This is a genomic window from Thiorhodococcus drewsii AZ1 (assembly GCF_000224065.1).
GTDB classification, from domain to species: Bacteria; Pseudomonadota; Gammaproteobacteria; order Chromatiales; family Chromatiaceae; genus Imhoffiella; species Imhoffiella drewsii.
Genome location: NZ_AFWT01000034.1, coordinates 33,591 through 50,827, shown reverse-complemented (window position 1 = coordinate 50,827; position 17,237 = coordinate 33,591). Strand labels below are relative to the sequence as shown.

The 17,237-nt window shown below is 64.1% G+C and carries 13 protein-coding genes and 1 pseudogene; 4 read left to right on the top strand and 10 right to left on the bottom strand.

All coding sequences use genetic code 11. The features are described 5' to 3' along the window. Positions 1-208: pseudogene (locus THIDRDRAFT_RS18225) on the bottom strand (IS3-like element ISAzo10 family transposase); the annotation flags it as partial. A gap of 23 nt (positions 209-231) precedes the next feature. After that, a complete protein-coding gene (locus tag THIDRDRAFT_RS18220) occupies positions 232-726 on the bottom strand; it encodes a transposase (RefSeq protein WP_007042375.1) in 495 nt (164 codons plus the stop codon). A 152-nt stretch (positions 727-878) separates the two neighbouring features. Here THIDRDRAFT_RS18220 and THIDRDRAFT_RS18215 point away from each other — a divergent pair, with 152 nt between their 5' ends. Next, positions 879-2,165 (top strand): TerD family protein, encoded by a 1,287-nt coding sequence (locus tag THIDRDRAFT_RS18215; RefSeq protein ID WP_007042374.1) that lies wholly within the window; start codon positions 879-881, stop codon positions 2,163-2,165. A 146-nt stretch (positions 2,166-2,311) separates the two neighbouring features. Next, positions 2,312-2,827, top strand: a complete 516-nt coding sequence (locus tag THIDRDRAFT_RS18210) for an OsmC family protein (protein ID WP_216725651.1) — start codon at positions 2,312-2,314, stop codon at positions 2,825-2,827. Between the two features lie 159 nt (positions 2,828-2,986). On the opposite strand, the gene THIDRDRAFT_RS18205 is transcribed toward THIDRDRAFT_RS18210, so the two are convergent. The 8 genes from THIDRDRAFT_RS18205 to THIDRDRAFT_RS18170 form a co-directional block, all read right to left on the bottom strand. Then, positions 2,987-3,694: a P-loop NTPase family protein gene (locus THIDRDRAFT_RS18205; protein ID WP_007042372.1), complete on the bottom strand. Its 708-nt coding sequence runs from the start codon at positions 3,692-3,694 to the stop codon at positions 2,987-2,989. A gap of 237 nt (positions 3,695-3,931) precedes the next feature. Next, the gene (locus THIDRDRAFT_RS18200; protein WP_007042371.1) at positions 3,932-4,423 is read right to left on the bottom strand and encodes a CreA family protein; all 492 of its coding nucleotides are present in this window, start codon (positions 4,421-4,423) and stop codon (positions 3,932-3,934) included. Between the two features lie 27 nt (positions 4,424-4,450). Next, positions 4,451-5,644, bottom strand: coding sequence for a protoporphyrinogen/coproporphyrinogen oxidase (locus tag THIDRDRAFT_RS18195; protein ID WP_007042370.1), 1,194 nt, complete (start codon positions 5,642-5,644; stop codon positions 4,451-4,453). 10 nt (positions 5,645-5,654) lie between these two features. Then, positions 5,655-6,161: a hypothetical protein gene (locus THIDRDRAFT_RS18190; protein WP_007042369.1), complete on the bottom strand. Its 507-nt coding sequence runs from the start codon at positions 6,159-6,161 to the stop codon at positions 5,655-5,657. A 5-nt stretch (positions 6,162-6,166) separates the two neighbouring features. Beyond that, entirely contained in the window at positions 6,167-6,775 is a 609-nt protein-coding gene (locus THIDRDRAFT_RS18185; protein ID WP_007042368.1) for a Tll0287-like domain-containing protein, read from the bottom strand. Positions 6,776-6,951: 176 nt separating this feature from the next. Continuing rightward, the gene (locus THIDRDRAFT_RS18180) at positions 6,952-8,481 is read right to left on the bottom strand and encodes a methyl-accepting chemotaxis protein (RefSeq protein ID WP_007042367.1); all 1,530 of its coding nucleotides are present in this window, start codon (positions 8,479-8,481) and stop codon (positions 6,952-6,954) included. Between the two features lie 292 nt (positions 8,482-8,773). Beyond that, positions 8,774-14,410: an excinuclease ABC subunit UvrA gene (gene uvrA, locus THIDRDRAFT_RS18175; RefSeq protein WP_007042366.1), complete on the bottom strand. Its 5,637-nt coding sequence runs from the start codon at positions 14,408-14,410 to the stop codon at positions 8,774-8,776. Positions 14,411-14,639: 229 nt separating this feature from the next. Next, entirely contained in the window at positions 14,640-16,256 is a 1,617-nt protein-coding gene (locus THIDRDRAFT_RS18170) for an RNA-binding domain-containing protein (RefSeq protein ID WP_007042365.1), read from the bottom strand. Between the two features lie 169 nt (positions 16,257-16,425). Here THIDRDRAFT_RS18170 and THIDRDRAFT_RS18165 point away from each other — a divergent pair, with 169 nt between their 5' ends. Together THIDRDRAFT_RS18165 and THIDRDRAFT_RS18160 are read left to right on the top strand one after the other, a co-directional pair. Further along, positions 16,426-16,890 carry a PH domain-containing protein gene (locus tag THIDRDRAFT_RS18165; protein ID WP_007042364.1) on the top strand — a complete coding sequence of 155 codons (465 nt, stop codon included), beginning with the start codon at positions 16,426-16,428 and terminating at the stop codon, positions 16,888-16,890. A 17-nt stretch (positions 16,891-16,907) separates the two neighbouring features. Further along, positions 16,908-17,207: a hypothetical protein gene (locus THIDRDRAFT_RS18160; protein WP_007042363.1), complete on the top strand. Its 300-nt coding sequence runs from the start codon at positions 16,908-16,910 to the stop codon at positions 17,205-17,207. The last annotated feature ends 30 nt before the right edge of the window (positions 17,208-17,237 follow it).

The window sequence follows — 17,237 nt, the reverse complement described above, 5'->3', positions numbered from 1 at the left end:
CGTTGCAGACCCCAAGGATCGTGGAACGCTCGGCGTCGCTGAGGCGATTGGCCAGGGTGCGCCCCTGGGCCGCCGCCGCGCGGGCATCGGCCTGGATGCCGTCCTCGCCACGCCAGCGCTGCAGGGTGCGTACCGACAGCCCCACGACCTCGCAGGCGGGTTTCAGGCGCGCTCCGGCGGCGCAGGCCTCCTCGATCCAGGTGCTCACGGCGCGTCGCTGCTCCACGTCGATCAGGCGTCCGCGTCGCCCAGCCAGTGGCGGACTTTTTTTTGGAGCACCAGCAGGGCCGCCGCCTCGGCGAGCGCCTTCTCCTTGCGCAAGAGTTCCTGCTCGAGCGCCTTGAGACGCTGCTGGTCGGCACGCGCCTTGGTGCGATCCACGGGCGCGGATCCGGCGGCATTGGCCTGCTCGCAGGCGCTGCGCCAGGCCATAATCTCGTGGACATAGAGCCCCTGACGGCGGCAATAGGCGCTCAGTTGCGTGTCATCAAGGGTCGCCGTCTCCAGCACGATGGCGAACTTCTCGCCACTGCTGCGTTCGCCCGATCCGCTGCTGGGACGCTCCTGGGTGCCTTGGCGCGCCTTCAGGGCGCGTGAGCGCCAGCTGTAGAGGGTGTCCTTGGGAATCTGCGTCTCGCGCGCCAGATCGCGCACCGGCACGCTCTGCGGCGGCAGCATCTTGGCAATCAGGTTGGCTTTCAGCTCAGGCGAATAGCTTGTACTCATGGTCTGTCACTCTGTCAGGGATGCCGCCAGCGCGAATCCGGCAGCATCCAAATACCCCCAAGGTTGCACATCATCTCCCGGGTGGGAGGCGGCATCTATCCTGACAGAGGGGGGCGGTAAGCCGTTTGTGAGCGACGACGAGGAAAGCTGAGATGACGGATGTGTTGGTGCGAGGCGCGAATGTTCAAATCGATCGTGAACAAGTTCTCGTGGGTGTTGGTTGGGATGCGGACGCACCCTGTGAGATCGACGCCAGCGCGTTTCTGTTGAGCGCGAGCGATCGGGTTCGGTGCGACGCGGACTTCGTGTTCTATAACCAGCCCGTGGCTGAATCTGAGTGCCTCATGCTTAACGCCGAGCCCAACAACGGCGAGGATCGCAGAGCGTTTGCTGTCGATTTGACGGTCGTCCCCGATGATGTCGCCAAGATCGTGATTAGCATCACGCTCGACCTTGGGCGGGGTGGCGAGCGCCCGAGCTTCGGGATGTTGAACCAGGTGTATATCCGACTCGTCGATCCTGTTGGCGACTGCTTCGCACGATACGATCTACAGGAATCGAACGACGAGCTCGCGCTGATCCTCGGGGAGCTGTATCGATATCATGGCATCTGGAAGTTCCGGGCCGTTGGCCATGGCTACAACGGCGGTCTGGAGGCGCTTGCTGTTGCGTTCGGGGTGAACGTGGATTCCTCGGGCGACGGCGAAGACCATGCGGAAGAAAACGATCAGGATGAAGTTCAGGTCCAGACGCCGACACTGAAGCGCAGAAAAACGCGCCAGCAGGCGCTTATGGAGCGTGCGGCCGAGCTACAGAAGGCGCTCAGGTCTCTCATGCCGCTGATCCAGGCTGCTACGGAAAGCCAGTGCAACGAAAGCAACACCAGGATGGTGATCGACAGGATGCTGATGGAGGCTTTCGGATACAGCATGGATGAGGTTAAGGCCGAGCAGCGCATTCAAGGTCGGAAGGCCGATTATGTCCTATCGGTCGATTCCGAAGACCTGATGGTTGGTGAGGCCAAGCGGGCCGGAATGTCGTTGCGTGACAAACACATCTTTCAGGCCACGTCCTACGGTGCCTATTCCGGCATTCGTTGGGCCTTTCTGACCAATCTAACGACCTGGCAGGTCTACCACATATCGGCCCACGATAAGGTGGAAGCGAATCTGGTGTTCTCCGTGGATCTGCAGCCTGATATCAGTCTTGATGATTGCGCCAGACTTGCCCTGATCTCCAGGTACGGACTGGCCCGCAAACGTCTGCTTGAGCAGCATTGGAACGAAGTCAACGCGCTGGCCCGCGAGAACGTTATCAGGGCGATTCTGACCGAGGACGTCATCAACAGATTGCGGATCGTGATCAAGCGCGATTCCGGCTGCAACTTCGACAACGAGCAGGTGCAACAGGTCGTCGAGGAACTGCTGGCCGGCTTGTGATTGGCTGCTGGGCAGCTCTCAATTCATTGGGGTCGGTCTGTGGATCTGGGGCTGCGCGGCTGATCCTGGCAACGGCCGGGCGTTGATCGTCCGGGTTTTGCCCGCATCCCTCCTGTCTGTCAACAACAATGAGATAGCGAGGGTGGATGATGCATTCCGATGAGTTGCGCGCGCTCCAGGCACCGTTGAAGGAGCGATATCGAGAGGATCCCGAGTCGGCGATCGTCACGCTCAAGGCAGAGGGGCGGCTCGGCGAGAACCTCGCCTGCTCGGTCGATACCGGTCGGGCGCTGGTCGAGGCGGGGTTGCATCCGGCGACCGGCGGCAGTGGGAGCCAGGCGTGTTCCGGTGACATGCTGTTGCAGGCCCTTGCCGCTTGCGCTGGCGTCACCTTGCAGGCCGTCGCCACGGCCTTTGGGGTCACGCTGCGTTCCGGGCGGGTATTGGCCGAGGGCGATCTGGATTTTCGCGGGACGCTCGGGCTCGCCAAGGACGCTTCGGTCGGTTTTCGCGAGATCCGCATGCGTTTCGAGTTGGATGCGGATGCCGACGAGGAGACGCTCGACAAGGTTGCCGCTGTGACGGAGCGCTACTGCGTGGTGCTCCAGACCCTGCGTAGCGCACCACCGGTCGTCGTTTCTCGGGGAGCGATGGATCGCTGATTCGAAAGGCGGCCATGAGAACCGCAAAGGTGCGCCGATTGCTAAGAACGACCAAGGCGCGTTACATCCGCTGCATTGCTGTGTGGATGAGCGCCACGGCCTGCCCGATACGTCGTAATCCTTTGCGGTTCCCCGTGCTGCCCGCGTTGCGTTCGACGGTCAGTCTTCCGCTGGAGCCAGCAGTGCCTCATTCAGAGTGTCAAGCTGTTGGTAGGCGCGCTTGATCCAGACCTTGACCCGTTGGCGGTCCATGAGCCCGAGCCCGGCTTCTTTGTTGTTGATCGCGGCCCAGAGACTGATGCCGCCGTGATCGATCTTGTGCATGGAGCCGGCGTGCAGTTCGGGCAGGTCGATCTGATACGCCCCCATCTCCTCGGCCTTGGCGCGAGCCTCGGATGCCTCGTAGGCAGAGAAGTTCTTGCCGCGTCCCTGATTGCGGACGACGACGTAGGCGGCACGCTCGCCGTAGCGGTCGAGTAGGTTGTCGAGCAGGGCGATACCGTCGGCGCCATCGTCGATCACATGCCAGAAGACGATCGGAATGTCTTCCTCGCTTGCCAGTTCAAGGAGATCGGCCTGGTCGATCCAGCGATGTAGCGGTGCCGAGGTCTGCGCGGCCAGATCCACCAAGACATTGCGCTCGGTTTCGAGTGCGGACTCCATCAGGCGGTCGGCACTTTCGGCGTCTTCGAGCAGGATCGGATTGCTGAAATCGGCATAGAAGCGAAGCAGGGCGCCGTGGGAGCGATCGGTGTCGAAGGCCGCGAAGGGCAGGTCCCTGTCGATGTGATACTGCGCCAGGACGCGCGCGAGCACCGATTTGCCGACGCCGCCTTTCTCTCCGCCGATGAAATGGATCTTGCTCATCTTGTCGTCTCTGTATGGTTTGGAGGCGCGGATCGGGATCCGCGAGGCGCGAATAGTACCGGCTTCGCCCCTGCCGGTCATCGCGGCGATGTTGCGGTCGGATCGGGGAGGGTTGAACCGCGAAGGCGCGAAGGGTTTTTGGCGACCCGAGATCGATGTCGCGGTCTCTCGGAACGGACAGACTCGAGTGATGCTTCGCGCCCTTTGCGCCTTTGCGGTTCTATCGATAGAGCGGGATCACTTGGATTTGGCTGGCGCCGGTGCGCTCGGCCAGGGCTGAATGGCCACGGCGGAGACGCTGTTCTTGGGCGAACCTTCGATGATGCGGTCGCTGTAGGTCAGATAGACGACGGCGTTGCGCGGCGCGTCGTAGAAGCGCACGACCTGAAGGGTCTTGGTGATGAGCGAGGTGCGTTTCTTGAACACCTGTTCGCCGTCGTGCTTGCCGGAGCGGATGTCGTCCGTGAGCTGGACCGGGCCGATCTGGACGCATTCGAGCGAGGCGTCGGAGGTATCCTCGGCCATGCCAACTGCACCGGAGACGCCACCAGTCTTGGCGCGGCTCAGATAGCAGGCGATGCCGGGCAGGTCTTCGTCCTGAAAGACCTCGACGACGATCTTGTCGTTGGGCCCCATCAGTTTGAATTTGGTCGAGACGCTGCCGATCTCTTCGGCGGCGGCGGATCCGGTCAGGCAGACCAGGGTCAGTGCGGCGAGTGTCTTGCGCATGCTGTTTATCCTTGGATGCGGTTGGAGTCAGGCGCCGAAGAGTCGGTCCGATTCGCTGCGGCTGCGGGTCAGCGCGTCTTCCATCGAGACTCCGAGGAACCAGTTGCCGGTCACGGCGAGCCGGGTTCCGGCGAGTGTCGCGTCGAGTCGCTTCACCAGATCGAAATGGCCGCTGCGCAGCGCCGGCAGGCGGTTGTGGACGCGTGTCTGGGCGGCGATGTGCTTCGGGTCGACCCCGAGCGCGGTGCAGGCGCGCGTCACCTGGGTCTCGGAATCGAGCATGCCGGGCTTGAAGTGGAACGCGAAGCCGCGATAGTCGTCCGGCTTGAAGTCGCGCGAGACCGCCGAGTAGAAGGCGTCCTCGATGGCGATCAGGCCGGCGATGGGCTTGAGTGGCACGTCCTCGTTACGGAAGGCTAGGATCAGGGTCTCGATCTCGGACATGCCGATGCCCGAGATGGTGTCACGCACCGTCTCGAAGCCGCTCGGCATGAGCGCGGTGGCGACGTCCGGCGGCACGGCCAGGGTCAGGAAGCGGGCGCGTACCTGGCTGCCGTCCTCGTCGTGCACTAGAAAGCCCTCGGCGTCGGTCGTGATACGGGCGATACGCTGGCCGGTGCGGACCTCAATGGCGTCCTGGGCGGCGATGGCTTCGGGGACGGTGGAGATGCCTTTGGCGAAGGTGAACGCCTTGATGACCTCCTTGCGGCGCGGCTTGCGCCGGAACAGCGCCTCGGCCGGATAGTCGTCGGCAGGTTGGCAGATGACGGCCTGGAAGGCGTAGCGCAGCAGGTCGCGATAGTTGCGCCGGCCGAGCACCTGGCCGTAGTAATCGGCGACGCTGCGTCCGTCTTTGGGGGCGGAGAAGAGACGCGGGATGGAGCGCGCGGCCTCGAAGAAATGCAGCGCGGACAGGATCGAGCGCCGCTTGCCGTCCTTCCAGAGCTTGTAGCCGACCTTGAGCTTCTCCTCGACCCTTGGTGTCAGGCCCAGGTCGTCGAGTATGGAGAGCATGTTGCCGTAGCTGTTGAAGCAGGTATGGCCGCCGCCCTCGGTCCAGAAGCCGCCGAGTTCGTCGAAGCGCTGGCTGTTGATGCAGCCGCCAACACGGTCGCTGGACTCCAGCACCAGGGTGGAGTGGCCGCGTTTCGCGGAAAAATGGGCGGCGCCGAGCCCGCTGATGCCGGCGCCGATGACGATGTGATCGAAGTCTGTGGTCATGAGTACCGCTTTAGTCGCCGCTGTCTTTGGTGTCCGGTTCGGGTTCGATCTCGGTGAGCGAGAGATGGCTCGTGTCCGGCGTTTGGACCGCCGATGGAGGCGCCTCGCAGTCTTCGAGGCTCCAGTCCGAACCCTGTACCAGGCTGAGATGGCTGAGGTCGAGGTCGGGCATCTTAACCGTGGGGGGCTCTTCGAGAAAGCCGTCCTGCGGGGCCAGCGAGAGCTGGCTGTCGGTCTCGGCGGACGATGAGGGTGCCGGGTCTTGGCTCTCCTCGTCGTCCGCTTCGATCGGGATCAACCGCAGGATCGCTCCCAATTGGTTGAAGACCTTTTCGAATTGATTCGCGGTTGGCGCATCGACATCGCGCTTGATGAAGACCGGCTTGCCGCTGAAGAGACGGTCGATACCCGCCTCGTCGAGTTTGAAGAGCGACTGCAGGCGTTTGCGGGCCAGCACCGGGTCCGCACCGGGGATCATGCGGCCGTCGAAGGCGATGTCGAAGCGTTGTTCTGCCATTGGACTCACTCGAGATGCAGGTTGGATAGGGCTAAGTTGATGAGCGGCTTAGAAAGCGTAAAGGCGCCGCGAACGTCGCCCGGGGCGTAGCCGCGTGCCTGGTCCTCAGGATAATTCTTGTCCAGTGCGGCCGTCACCTCGGGCGAGAGGTTGCTGCCGTGACAGGCCAGGCAGACCTCCTGGGTTGGGATTGCCTTCATGAATCGAAAGCGCTGGCCCTGTTCGGTGTCGACGATCTCGGAATAGGCCATGGTTTTGACCGATTCGCCCGCCGCTTTGCGCTCCTCGAAGGTCGTGAGCACCGCGCGCTCCCAGTCGTCGGGTGTATTTTGGGTGGTGTTGCGTACCTTGAGGCTGGTACGACCGACCTCCCAGCCGCTGCTGTGGGCGAGGCTGGATGCGATGGCGGGTGCACGCTCCTTGCAGACACTGATGGCCTTGATCGGTCCCCCTTGTTGCATGGCGGACTGCAATTCGCCCTGCAGGCGGGTGGCGAATTGTTTCACGATGCCCTTGGCCTCGGCGATATCGGGATCCATGGCCGGGTCGGCGGCAAGCAGGGTTCCGCTGGTCGTCAGCAGGGCAAGCGCGAGCGAGTGACGGGTCATTTTCATCGAGTGTGCTCCTTGTTATCGGTTTGAGTTTTGAGCGTTCCCTTTCCACAACGGATCAGGTCAAGCGTTTGCAGTGTGACGTCCGAACGGCTCCCTGCCTTTGATGGATCGCATCCGGGGAGTTCCCAGGTGCGACCTGAGTGGCCCGGCGTTGGCGGATGCGCTTGCGTATCCTGTCAATGGCGGTAGGTCGTCGCCATTCGATCGAGCGTCTTGGATACCTTCTGTAGCGTCGAGGCCGAGGAGAGGTTGGTTTTCGACTTTTCGATCACGTTGGCGTTGTGGGTGGCGATGTTGCGGATACTGCTGTCGATGCTCTCGACCACCTTGCTCTGTTGATCTACCGCCTGGGCGACCTGGTCGTTCATGATGCTGATCTGTGAAACGGACTCCAGGATCTCGTTGAGCGCGAGCCCCGCCTGGAGAATCTCCGTTGAGGTCGCCGTGCTTTTCTGGTGCCCGTAATCCGTTTGGGCGACGGAATTCTCGATGTCGGTTTGGATCTTTTGGATCATCGCCTGGATCTCCTTGGTGGAGTCCTGGGTGTGTTGCGCCAGTTCTCTGACCTCGTCCGCGACCAGGGTGAACCCGCGTCCATGCTCGCCTGCACGCGCCGACTCGATTGCGGCATTGAGCGCGACTAGATTGGTCTGCTCGGAGATGCCTCTGATCACGTCTACGACCAAGCCGATGCGCTCGGCGTTGCTTTTCAGTAGCCGAATCGAGTTGTAGGCCTCCACCATGATCTGCTGTAGCTCGGCGGTGGAGCGCACGGCGCGGTTGAATCTGTCCTGCCCTTCGAAGGCGCGGAGGTTGGCGGCATCGGCGACATCCGCCGCCGATCGGGTGTTGGCGGCGACCGCCTCAATGCGCTTGGACATCTCGCCGATGGCTCTTGCGGCCTGCTTGGTTTGGGCGTGCTGCTCCGAGATGTCCTCCTCTGCGGTTCGGGCAATGTGTCCCAGTTGCTTGGATACCGAGCGGATCTCGTCGGCGGCATTCGAGACGTTTCGAGTGAGGATGGCGAACTTGCGAAGGGTGTCGTTGAAGGCGCCGAGTATGGGTGATTTGTCCTCGTCGATAATCTGAAGGGTTAGGTCTCTCTTGTCGTCCAGGACAGAGATCGCGCCCATCAGCATGTCGGCCACCTGCTCGTCGCGGCGCATCAGGATCGCGTAGGCGATCAGCACCAGGCCCTCGACGGCGATGAAGGTGACATGCAGGGCGGTAAGGCTCCAGGAACAGCCGTCATTGAAGAGCATGATCGGCATGCCGCTGACCGTCGTTCCGTTCAGCTGCAAGGCGGTGAATCCGAGGTGGTGTACGCTGATGAGGGCGACCGCGACCAGGATGTACACCCAGTTGCGATAGATGAGCAGGATCGCCAGGGCGCAGAAGATGTGGAAGTGCATCTCGATCCGTCCCAGCTCGGACTGGATCATGATGGCCGATAAGGCCATGAGCAGGATGGCCGAGACCAGTCCGAACGATGGCGTGCCGCGCAGCAGCAGATAGGCGGCGACGGTCAGGGTGCCGACCATGAGCGAGGCGGAGAGCGCGAAATCGCTCGTGCCATAGCCGATGGGTACCAGGAAGATGGTGACCGGCAGGTGGGCGAGCAGGATCAGCAGAAGGATTTTGTCGTAGCGCAGCGTCTTTGCGTTTTTGGTGGACGTTCGATGTCGGAGGGTCGCGGCAGTGTGCATGGCGGTGTTCCTGGTCGTCTCGCACTCAATGGCATCGGTCAGTGTGTTCGGTGGGCTGTCCGCCTACCGTCGCGATTGTCGCGTCCTTACACCAAACGCCGATTATTCGGGCTGGATTGTGCCGTCTTGGTCAACGCAGAGTCTATAAGCGGATTGTGGATTTATGTCACGTGGTAGACCCCGGTTTGTCGCTGCGCGGGCGGAGCCGATCTCGAGGTCCTGGGACCGTCCCACGTCGGTCGGTCTGATCCGATCGGAGTGTGGTGCCCCGGCGTCGGCGCTTCAGCGGCGTTCAGCCGTCGAGATGACGCCTCAGTGCCAGTGCGGTCGGTAGATCATCCGCCGTCGCAATCTCCTCCGGTGTGCCCTGGGCGACGATGAGTCCTCCGGCGTCGCCGCCTTCGGGGCCCATGTCCAGCACCCAGTCGGCCTCGGCGATCAGGTCGAGGTTGTGCTCGATCACCAGGACCGAATGACCGGCATCGACCAGACGGTGCAGCACCTCGACCAATCGCGCCACGTCTGCCATGTGCAGACCCACGGTCGGTTCGTCGAGGACATAGAGTGTCGGGCGGTTGGTCGTGCCTTCGGCGTTCGGGCGTGCCTTGGCCAGTTCGGTGACCAGCTTGATGCGCTGGGCCTCGCCGCCCGAGAGGGTCGGGCTCGGCTGGCCGAGCGTCAGATAGCCGAGCCCCACGTCCTGGAGCAGCGTCAGCGGATGGCGAATGGTGCGGTGTGCGGTGAACACCTCGGCCGCGCGTTCGATCTCCAGATCCAGGACCTGGCCGATGTCGAGCCCCTGGTAGCGGACCTCGCGCGTCTCGCGATCGAAACGGCTGCCGCCGCAGTGATCGCAGGTCATGCGCACATCGGGCAGGAAGCTCATCTCCAGTTTCTGGACGCCCTGGCCCTCGCAGACCGGGCAGCGTCCGTCCGCCGTGTTGAACGAAAATCGCGCCGGTCCCCAGCCTCGGATACGGGCCTCCTGGGTGGCGGCGAAGAGCCTTCTGATAGCGTCCCAGAACCCGACGTAGGTCGCCGGGCAGGAGCGCGGCGTCTTGCCGATCGGGGTCTGATCGACCTCCAGAATCCGAGTCAGCCGCTGCCATCCGGTGATACCTCGGCAGCCGACCAGCTCGGCCTTGCGGGCGCGGCCCTTGGCCGTGCGTTGGTTGCTCAGAAGCTGGGTCAGGGTGCCGACCAGCACCTCGCGCACCAGGGTCGATTTGCCCGAGCCCGAGACGCCGGTCACGCACACCAGACGCCCGAGCGGCAGACGGGCCTCCAGACCCTTCAGGTTGTTGCGCTGCGCGCCTTCGATGGTCAGCCAGTCGGTCGTCTTGTCCACTGGACGCGGCGGCCGTGAGCGTCCGTGCGGACGTCCGAGGAAGCGTCCGGTGATGGAGTCTGGGTTGGCGATCAGCTCCTCGGCCGTGCCTTGCGCGATGATCTCGCCGCCGCGCGTTCCGGCGCCGGGTCCCAGGTCGATGACGTGCTCGGCGCGGCGGATGGTTTCCTCGTCGTGTTCGACCACCACCAGTGTGTTGCCCTTGCCCTCCAACCGACCGAGCGTGTCGAGTAGCAGACGGTTGTCGCGTGGATGCAGTCCGATGGTCGGCTCGTCGAGGATGTAGCAGACGCCCTGCAGATTGGAGCCGAGCTGGGCGGCGAGCCGGATGCGCTGGGCCTCGCCGCCCGAGAGCGTAGGCGCGCCGCGATCGAGCGAGAGATAGCCGAGACCGACCTCGCGCAGAAAGGCCAGTCGGTCGCGGACCTCGGCGATCAGATCCTGGGCGATGGCCGACTCGCGCGCGTCCAGCTCCAGCCTGGCGAGCTGGTCGGCGGCGTCGTCGATGGTGAGTGCGGACAGCTCGGCGATCGAGCGTTCGCGAAAACGGACCGCCAGTGCCTCGGGCTTGAGTCGCGCGCCCGAGCAGGCGGGGCAGGGACGCGAATCGGCGGTGCCGGAATCCAGCCACTGACCTTCCTCGCCGCTCTGTTCGGCGTCGAAGCCGGCCAGTACCTGGCCGGTGCCGAGACAGGCGGGGCACCAGCCGTGAGGCGAGTTGTAGCTGAATAGGCGCGGATCCGGCTCGGGGAAGGCCCGTCCGCAGGAGGGGCAGGCGCGCTCGGTGGAGTAGGGCGTCTCGTCGCCCCAAACGCCGTTCTCGACCCTGACCGCGCGGACCTGGCCCTTGCCCAGATCCAGCGCCTGATCGAGCAGGGCGCGCAACTCGGGCTCGGCGGATGACGTCAGTAGGATCTCGCCCAGGGGGAGATCGATGGAATGTTCGCGGAAGCGGTCGAGTCTTGGCCAGTCGTCGGTTGGGACGGGGGCACCATCCACCCGCAGACGGTCCCAGCCCTTGCCGGCCGCCCAGGCGGCGAGTTCCTTGTAGAGGCCCTTGCGGGCGACCACCATGGGCGCCATGAGGGCGATCCGCTGGCCGGCCTGCTCGCGTTGCAGACGATTCAGGATGGCGTCGCGGCTCATGGGTTCGATCGGAACGCCGCAGTTCGGACAGTGCTGGATGCCCAATTTGACGTAGAGCAGGCGCAGATAGTGATGGATCTCGGTGAGCGTGGCCACCGTGCTCTTGGCTCCGCCACGGCTGGTGCGCTGCTCGATCGCGACCGTCGGTGGGATGCCGAAGATCGCGTCGACGTCGGCGCGCGCTGCTGGCTGGACGAACTGGCGCGCATAGGCGTTGAGCGATTCCAGATAACGCCGCTGGCCCTCGTTGAAGAGGATATCGAAGGCAAGCGTGCTCTTGCCGCTGCCCGAAACGCCCGTGATGACGGTGAGCCGTCCGCGTGGGATGGAAAGCGTCAGGTCCTTCAGGTTGTGCTCGCGTGCGTGACGAATGGAGATGGCATTCTCGGGAATGGCGAGCGCCCGTGCCCGAGCGACGGCGGGATCCGTCTTGCGATAGGTCGTGCCCGATGCCTCGGCGATGGCGGGTTCCTGCTGACGCTGCGCCGAGCGCAGGGCGCGTCCGGTATGGCTCGACGGATGGGCGGCCACCAGATCGGGCGTGCCCGCACAGACCAGGTCGCCGCCGCCGTCGCCGCCCTCCGGCCCCAGGTCGATCAGCCAATCGGCGGCGGCGATGACGTCGAGGTTGTGCTCGATGACCAGCAGCGAGTGTCCCTGATCGATCAGATGACGGAAGGCCTGCAGCAGCACGGCGATGTCGGCGAAATGCAGTCCGGTGGTGGGCTCGTCGAGCAGGAACAGCAATCCGCCGTCACCGGCCTTGCGTCGTGCCGACTTGGCGAGATGTCCGGCCAGCTTGAGCCGCTGCGCCTCGCCGCCCGAGAGTGTCGGCACCGGCTGGCCGAGCCGTAGATAGCCGAGTCCGACCGCCTGTAGCGGTTCCAGCACGCGCTGCAGGTCGCGGTCCCCGGCGAAGAAATCGAGCGCCTCGGTGGTGGTCATTTCCAGCACCTCGGCGATGGAGCAGGCGCGGCTGGGGTCGGTCGCGCTCGGCACCTGGATCTCCAGCACAGCGTCGCGATAGCGGCGTCCGTTGCAGTCCGGGCAGCGCAGATAGACGTCGGCCAGGAACTGCATCTCCAGGTGCTCGTAGCCGTTGCCGCCGCAGGTGGGACAGCGTCCGTTGCCGCTGTTGAAGCTGAAGGTGCCGGCGGTGTAGCCGCGCTCTCGGGCTGCGGGCTGGGCGGCGAAGCGCTTGCGCAGCACCTCGAAGGCGCCGACATAGCTGGCCGGATTGGAACGCGAGGTGCGCCCGATGCTGGACTGGTCGAGCAGCAGCACGTCGGTGATGGCGGCATCGCCCTCAATGGCGTCGTGCTCGCCCGGCGCTCCCTCGGGATGGGCCTTGAGCTGGCACAGCGCCTTGTAGAGCACCTCCTGCACCAGGGTCGACTTGCCCGAGCCTGAGACCCCGGTGACCACCACCAGTCGGTCGAGCGGGATGGCGACGTCGATGCCCTTGAGGTTGTGGGCGCGGGCGCCGCGCACATGCAGCCAGCAGTCGGTATCCGAGGGTTCGCGTGCCGGACGCAGCTCGGCGACCTGGCGGCGTCCGGCGAGATAGTCGGCGGTCAATGAATCGCGGGCGTCGAGCAGGGCCGAGGGCGATCCTTGGAACACGATGTTTCCGCCATGCTCGCCCGGCCCAGGTCCGATGTCGATGATACGGTCGGCGGCCAGCATCACCTGGGGATCGTGTTCGACCACCACCAGCGAGTTGCCCCGATCGCGCAGACGGTGCAGGACCTGAGTCACCCGGTCCATGTCGCGCGGATGCAGTCCGATGCTGGGCTCGTCGAGCACGAACAGGCTGTTGACCAGTGAAGTGCCCAGCGCCGTCGTCAGGTTGATGCGTTGCACCTCGCCGCCCGAGAGCGTGCGCGACTGGCGGTCGAGCGTCAGATAGCCGAGCCCGACCTCGCACAGATAGCGCAAGCGGGCGCGGATCTCGGTGAGCAGCAGATCGAGCGCCTGATCGAGCGGGCCATCGAGACGCAGCGACTCGAAGAAGTCGCGGCAGCGGGCGATCGGCAGTCGCATGAGGTCATGGATGGCGAGTCCGGGCAGCGCATCCCAGACGACTGGGTTCATGCCGGTGCGGGCGTGGCGGAAACGCTCGGATGCGGGCAGGACCTGATCGGCCAGCTCGGCCGAGCCGATGCGCCAGTCCAGCGCCTCGTCGCGCAGTCGGGCGCCCTGACAGCTTGGGCAGGCGTCGTAGCTGCGATAGCGCGACAGCAGTACCCGCACATGCATCTTGTAGCTGCGTCCCTCCAGCCAGTCGAAGAAGCGGCGCAGTCCGTACCAGACCCCCGTCTCCCATTCGCCTTCGCCCTTGATGATCCAGTCGCGGTCGGCGGCGCTCAGGTCGTGCCAGGGGATGTCGCTGGGCAGTCCGCGCTGCTTGGCGAAGCGCATCAGGTCCTCCTGAACCTCTGAGTAGCTGTCGGACTGGATGGGCTTGATGGTCCCTTCGATCAGGGATTTGGACGGATCCGGGATCACCAGCGACCAGTCGATGCCGATGGTGCGTCCGAATCCGTGACAGGTCTCGCAGGCGCCGAAGGGTGAATTGAAGGAAAAGAGATTGGGTGCCGGGTCGCGGTATTGGATGTCGCAGTCAGGACACTGGAGGTCGGACGAGAAACGCCTGGGTACCCCGGCTTCCTTGCGTTCGTCCAGCGGATAGACCAGCAGCCGGCCGTGCCCCTTGGTCAGTGCGGTCTCGATGGCCTCGAGTGCACGGCTGAGGTTCTCGGGCGTGAGCCGTAGACGGTCCTGGATCACCTCGATCCGCTCGGCCTCCTCGTGCAGCAGTCGCACATATCCCTGCTGGGCCAGCATCTCCTTGACCTGGTCGAGTCCGAGCGAGGCCGGAACCTGGACCGGGAAGACGATGAGGACGCGTTGCTCGGCGAAAGCCGGATCGGCGCTCAGTGCATTCCAGACCGATTCGGGCGAGTCCCGTCTCACCTCCTGTCCGCATCCCTCGCAGAAGAGTCGGGCGCCACGGGCGAACAGCAGCTTGAGATGGTCGTTCAGCTCGGTCATGGTCCCCACGGTCGAGCGTGAGGTGCGCACCGGATTGGTCTGGTCGATGGCGATGGCGGGCGGGATGCCCTCGATACGGTCTGCGGCCGGCCGGTCCATGCGGTCGAGGAATTGCCGGGCATAGGCCGAGAAGGTTTCGACGTAGCGGCGTTGTCCCTCGGCGTAGAGCGTGTCGAAGGCGAGCGAGGACTTGCCCGAGCCCGAGACGCCGGTAACGACGATCAGCTGGCCGAGCGGCAGGTCGAGATCAAGATTCTTGAGGTTGTTCTGGCGTACGCCGCGAAGGCGGATCGCGTTTGGGTGGTTGGATTCGGTGGGGGTGGCGTCGGTGCCGGATCGAGTGGTGTCGTTCAAGGGGGCGCGTCTCTGCTGGTGCTGCATGGACCGTCCTGGTTGCTCCCCAGGGCGTGCAAACCTTTATGGGGGCCGTGCAGCGAGATTTCCTATCCTGTCTCTCGAGACCCCAGCGGCCTGGGCCGCACGGGGTCTTCCCGACATTGTCTCCCAGCCAGCGAGGCAGTGTCACCTGGTGCCGGACGTCAGGTGACCGGTCCGGGTCCGGCCGCGCGAACCGGGGCGGTCGCGCCGACTACCTCAGTCGAGAGGCGTGTCAGAAACGGCTGCGGATATATTTGAGCGCGCGGCTGAGGGGGAGCTCGATGTTCGATGGGCCGTTACGGATGATGAAGAGTTCGCGCTTCTTGTCGTCGCGCAGGATCGCGGGTGCGTCGGCACGCTCGCATTCCACTGCGCCGATCCGCAGTCCCTCGAAGTCGAGCAGGAAGAAGCGAACGGAATGGGCGTACTCGGCGCCCAGATGCTGATTGAGCAGGTTCTTGAAGTGCAGTTGGCACTTGTCCTCGTTCTCGAACTTATCGGCCTCCAGCCCGAGCGGCGTGCCGTCGTCGGCGACGCCGATCAGCAGGATGCCACCCTCGGTATTGAGGAAGGCAGCAACGCCCTTGAGCCATGCAAGCTCGATCTCTTTGCCTGGTGTCTTGTTGTGCAGGTTCATCCGCATGGTGGATTTGAATTCCAGATGCGGGCCCTCGCCCGAGGCGATCAGTTCGCGGAGATCCTGGTCGGGATGCCGGCGGTTGATCGTGAGCTTGGGCAGATCGCGCAGCTGGCGGCTGTACCGGCGCACGACCAGCATTGCCAGGCTGAGGCTGGCGGCGAGGATGCCGAGCGCGGTCAGCAGGATGATGTGCCAGCGGTTCTGCAAGATGGTGATGGTGGCCGACACGGGCACGGTGACGCCGATCCAGACGCCTTCCAGGTCGCTGGTGAGCGGACGGAATCCGCCCCACCAGTCCTCGCCGCCGCTGTGAAAGCGGATCAGATCCTGCGTCGGCTGGCCCGCCGCCTTCCAGGCGGCCACGGCATCGAACTGGAGCGGGCCGCCGAGTCGTGACAGGGCCGAAAAGAAGCCCTCGCCGTGGCGATCACTGGAGGATGAGCGCTCGTCTGGAGGCGGTGGAATGAAGACTCCGCCGCTGCCGCTGAAGAGGAAGCCCTGTCCCTCGGGGGTGATGTCGAGACGGTCGATCGCCTTGACGATGGTCTGTAGCGTGACGTCGAAGGCCGTGACCCGCATCTGTTTGCCCTGCTTCCAGGCGATCGAGGCGGTTACGCCGGGTACCCTGAGCGAGGCGAAGACGTAGGGCGGACTCCAGACGACCCGGTCCGGATGTGCCAGGGCCTGGTTGAACCAGGGGCGGGTGCGCGGATCTTCGTTGAAGCGATCGGCCTGCTGGTCCTTGCGCAGCAGGTTGGCGTTCCAGTGCGAGAGGTGCGACTGACTCCGATCGCCCTTTTGGCGTACTCGGGTCAGCCAGCCGTCGCCATCGCGACGCAGAAAATATTCCTGTCCGTCCGCCGAGGCGTCGACGGTGCCGGCGATCTGCGGAATGTGAGCGAGCGTCGGGACCAGACGTTCTGTGAGATCCTGCTCATCGGTCGGTTCGAGGTTGGCGCCAGCCAGTCCGTCGCGCACGATGAGCAGCTGTTGTTGGACCGGCAGCAGCAGGTTGCGGACCTCGTCGCGAACCATGGCGGTCGCGTTGTCGATTCGGGTTCCGGCTAGATCGTGCTTGATATCGTCGATCAGCAGCACGTTGATCATGACCAGCAGACCGACGGTGAAGGCGACCAGTAGGATGAGGTCGCGCAACAGTCGGGAGCGGATGGGACCGGGCGAGAGTTGCAGGAGCGATTGGGTTTTCATGGGGGCCGATTATAGCCGGGCCCCGCGTCTTGCCGGTTGCTTTCTCGGTGTCGTGCCTGCTGCTAGTATCCCCAGCCTCAGCGAGCGTTCTTCGTCGCCTGAATCTGCCGGTGGACGGCGCGCAGCCCTCAAGCCATTCCCGTTTTTCATGATTTCAACGGAGATATCGATGTCCGAGCCCAACTATGACGCGCACCCCTCGCTCTTACGGACCCGTCCCTTCTCAACCCTGATCACCTTGCTGCTGATCGCGGGAGGACTGTTGGTTGCGGTGTTGGGCGTTCAGTTCATACCCCCCCAGTTCACCGGCCAGTTCGATTCAAAAATGGTGCAAATTGCCGGGATTGCCGTCTTCGCCATCGCGACCCTGAAGCTTCTTGTTTCCTGGGTGACCACCCGCTCTGATCGTTTGGTCATCACCGACGAAGAGCTCATCTGGACCCATGGTCTGTTGAGCAAGCAGTACACCGAGATCGGCATGGGGTCGGTGCGCAGCGTCCGGGTGAGTCAGAGCCTGTTTCAGCGCATCGTCAACGCGGGCGATGTCGAGATCTTCACCGCCGGCGACGATCCCGAGCTGGTGGTGCGCGGTTTGCCCAATCCGGGCCGGATCCGTGATCTGGTCAACGGTTGAATGACAGGCCGAACGCCATGAGAAGCGACAATCGCAGTGACCTCAAGCTGTTCGGGATCCTTCTGCTGGTGGTCGTGCTGCTGCTGGCGGCGCTGATCCTGCTGGTTCTGCCGGCGGCGGCGCCGGTCGTGGCGACGCTCGACGAGGGCATGGGGCTGAAGGCCGCCGTTCCCTGGGGCTTTGGCGTCACCGTCGGGCTGTTCGTGCTCTTTGCGCTGGTCGCGGGCGACGGTCTGCTCGGCGAGATCCAGTTCATGCTGGGATCGTTTTTCTCTTTCTTTCTCATCCTCACCCTGCTGATCGCTTGGGTGTTCTGAGGGCTGGTCGAACGTGAAGCGGTCCAGGAG

Bases quoted from the DNA above. Each gene is read 5' to 3' on its own strand.
- THIDRDRAFT_RS18220 (WP_007042375.1), bottom strand. From the start codon at position 726: ATGAGTACAAGCTATTCGCCTGAGCTGAAAGCCAACCTGATTGCCAAG.
- THIDRDRAFT_RS18215 (WP_007042374.1), top strand. From the start codon at position 879: ATGACGGATGTGTTGGTGCGAGGCGCGAATGTTCAAATCGATCGTGAA.
- THIDRDRAFT_RS18210 (WP_216725651.1), top strand. From the start codon at position 2,312: ATGATGCATTCCGATGAGTTGCGCGCGCTCCAGGCACCGTTGAAGGAG.
- THIDRDRAFT_RS18205 (WP_007042372.1), bottom strand. From the start codon at position 3,694: ATGAGCAAGATCCATTTCATCGGCGGAGAGAAAGGCGGCGTCGGCAAA.
- THIDRDRAFT_RS18200 (WP_007042371.1), bottom strand. From the start codon at position 4,423: ATGCGCAAGACACTCGCCGCACTGACCCTGGTCTGCCTGACCGGATCC.
- THIDRDRAFT_RS18195 (WP_007042370.1), bottom strand. From the start codon at position 5,644: ATGACCACAGACTTCGATCACATCGTCATCGGCGCCGGCATCAGCGGG.
- THIDRDRAFT_RS18190 (WP_007042369.1), bottom strand. From the start codon at position 6,161: ATGGCAGAACAACGCTTCGACATCGCCTTCGACGGCCGCATGATCCCC.
- THIDRDRAFT_RS18185 (WP_007042368.1), bottom strand. From the start codon at position 6,775: ATGAAAATGACCCGTCACTCGCTCGCGCTTGCCCTGCTGACGACCAGC.
- THIDRDRAFT_RS18180 (WP_007042367.1), bottom strand. From the start codon at position 8,481: ATGCACACTGCCGCGACCCTCCGACATCGAACGTCCACCAAAAACGCA.
- uvrA (WP_007042366.1), bottom strand. From the start codon at position 14,410: ATGCAGCACCAGCAGAGACGCGCCCCCTTGAACGACACCACTCGATCC.
- THIDRDRAFT_RS18170 (WP_007042365.1), bottom strand. From the start codon at position 16,256: ATGAAAACCCAATCGCTCCTGCAACTCTCGCCCGGTCCCATCCGCTCC.
- THIDRDRAFT_RS18165 (WP_007042364.1), top strand. From the start codon at position 16,426: ATGTCCGAGCCCAACTATGACGCGCACCCCTCGCTCTTACGGACCCGT.
- THIDRDRAFT_RS18160 (WP_007042363.1), top strand. From the start codon at position 16,908: ATGAGAAGCGACAATCGCAGTGACCTCAAGCTGTTCGGGATCCTTCTG.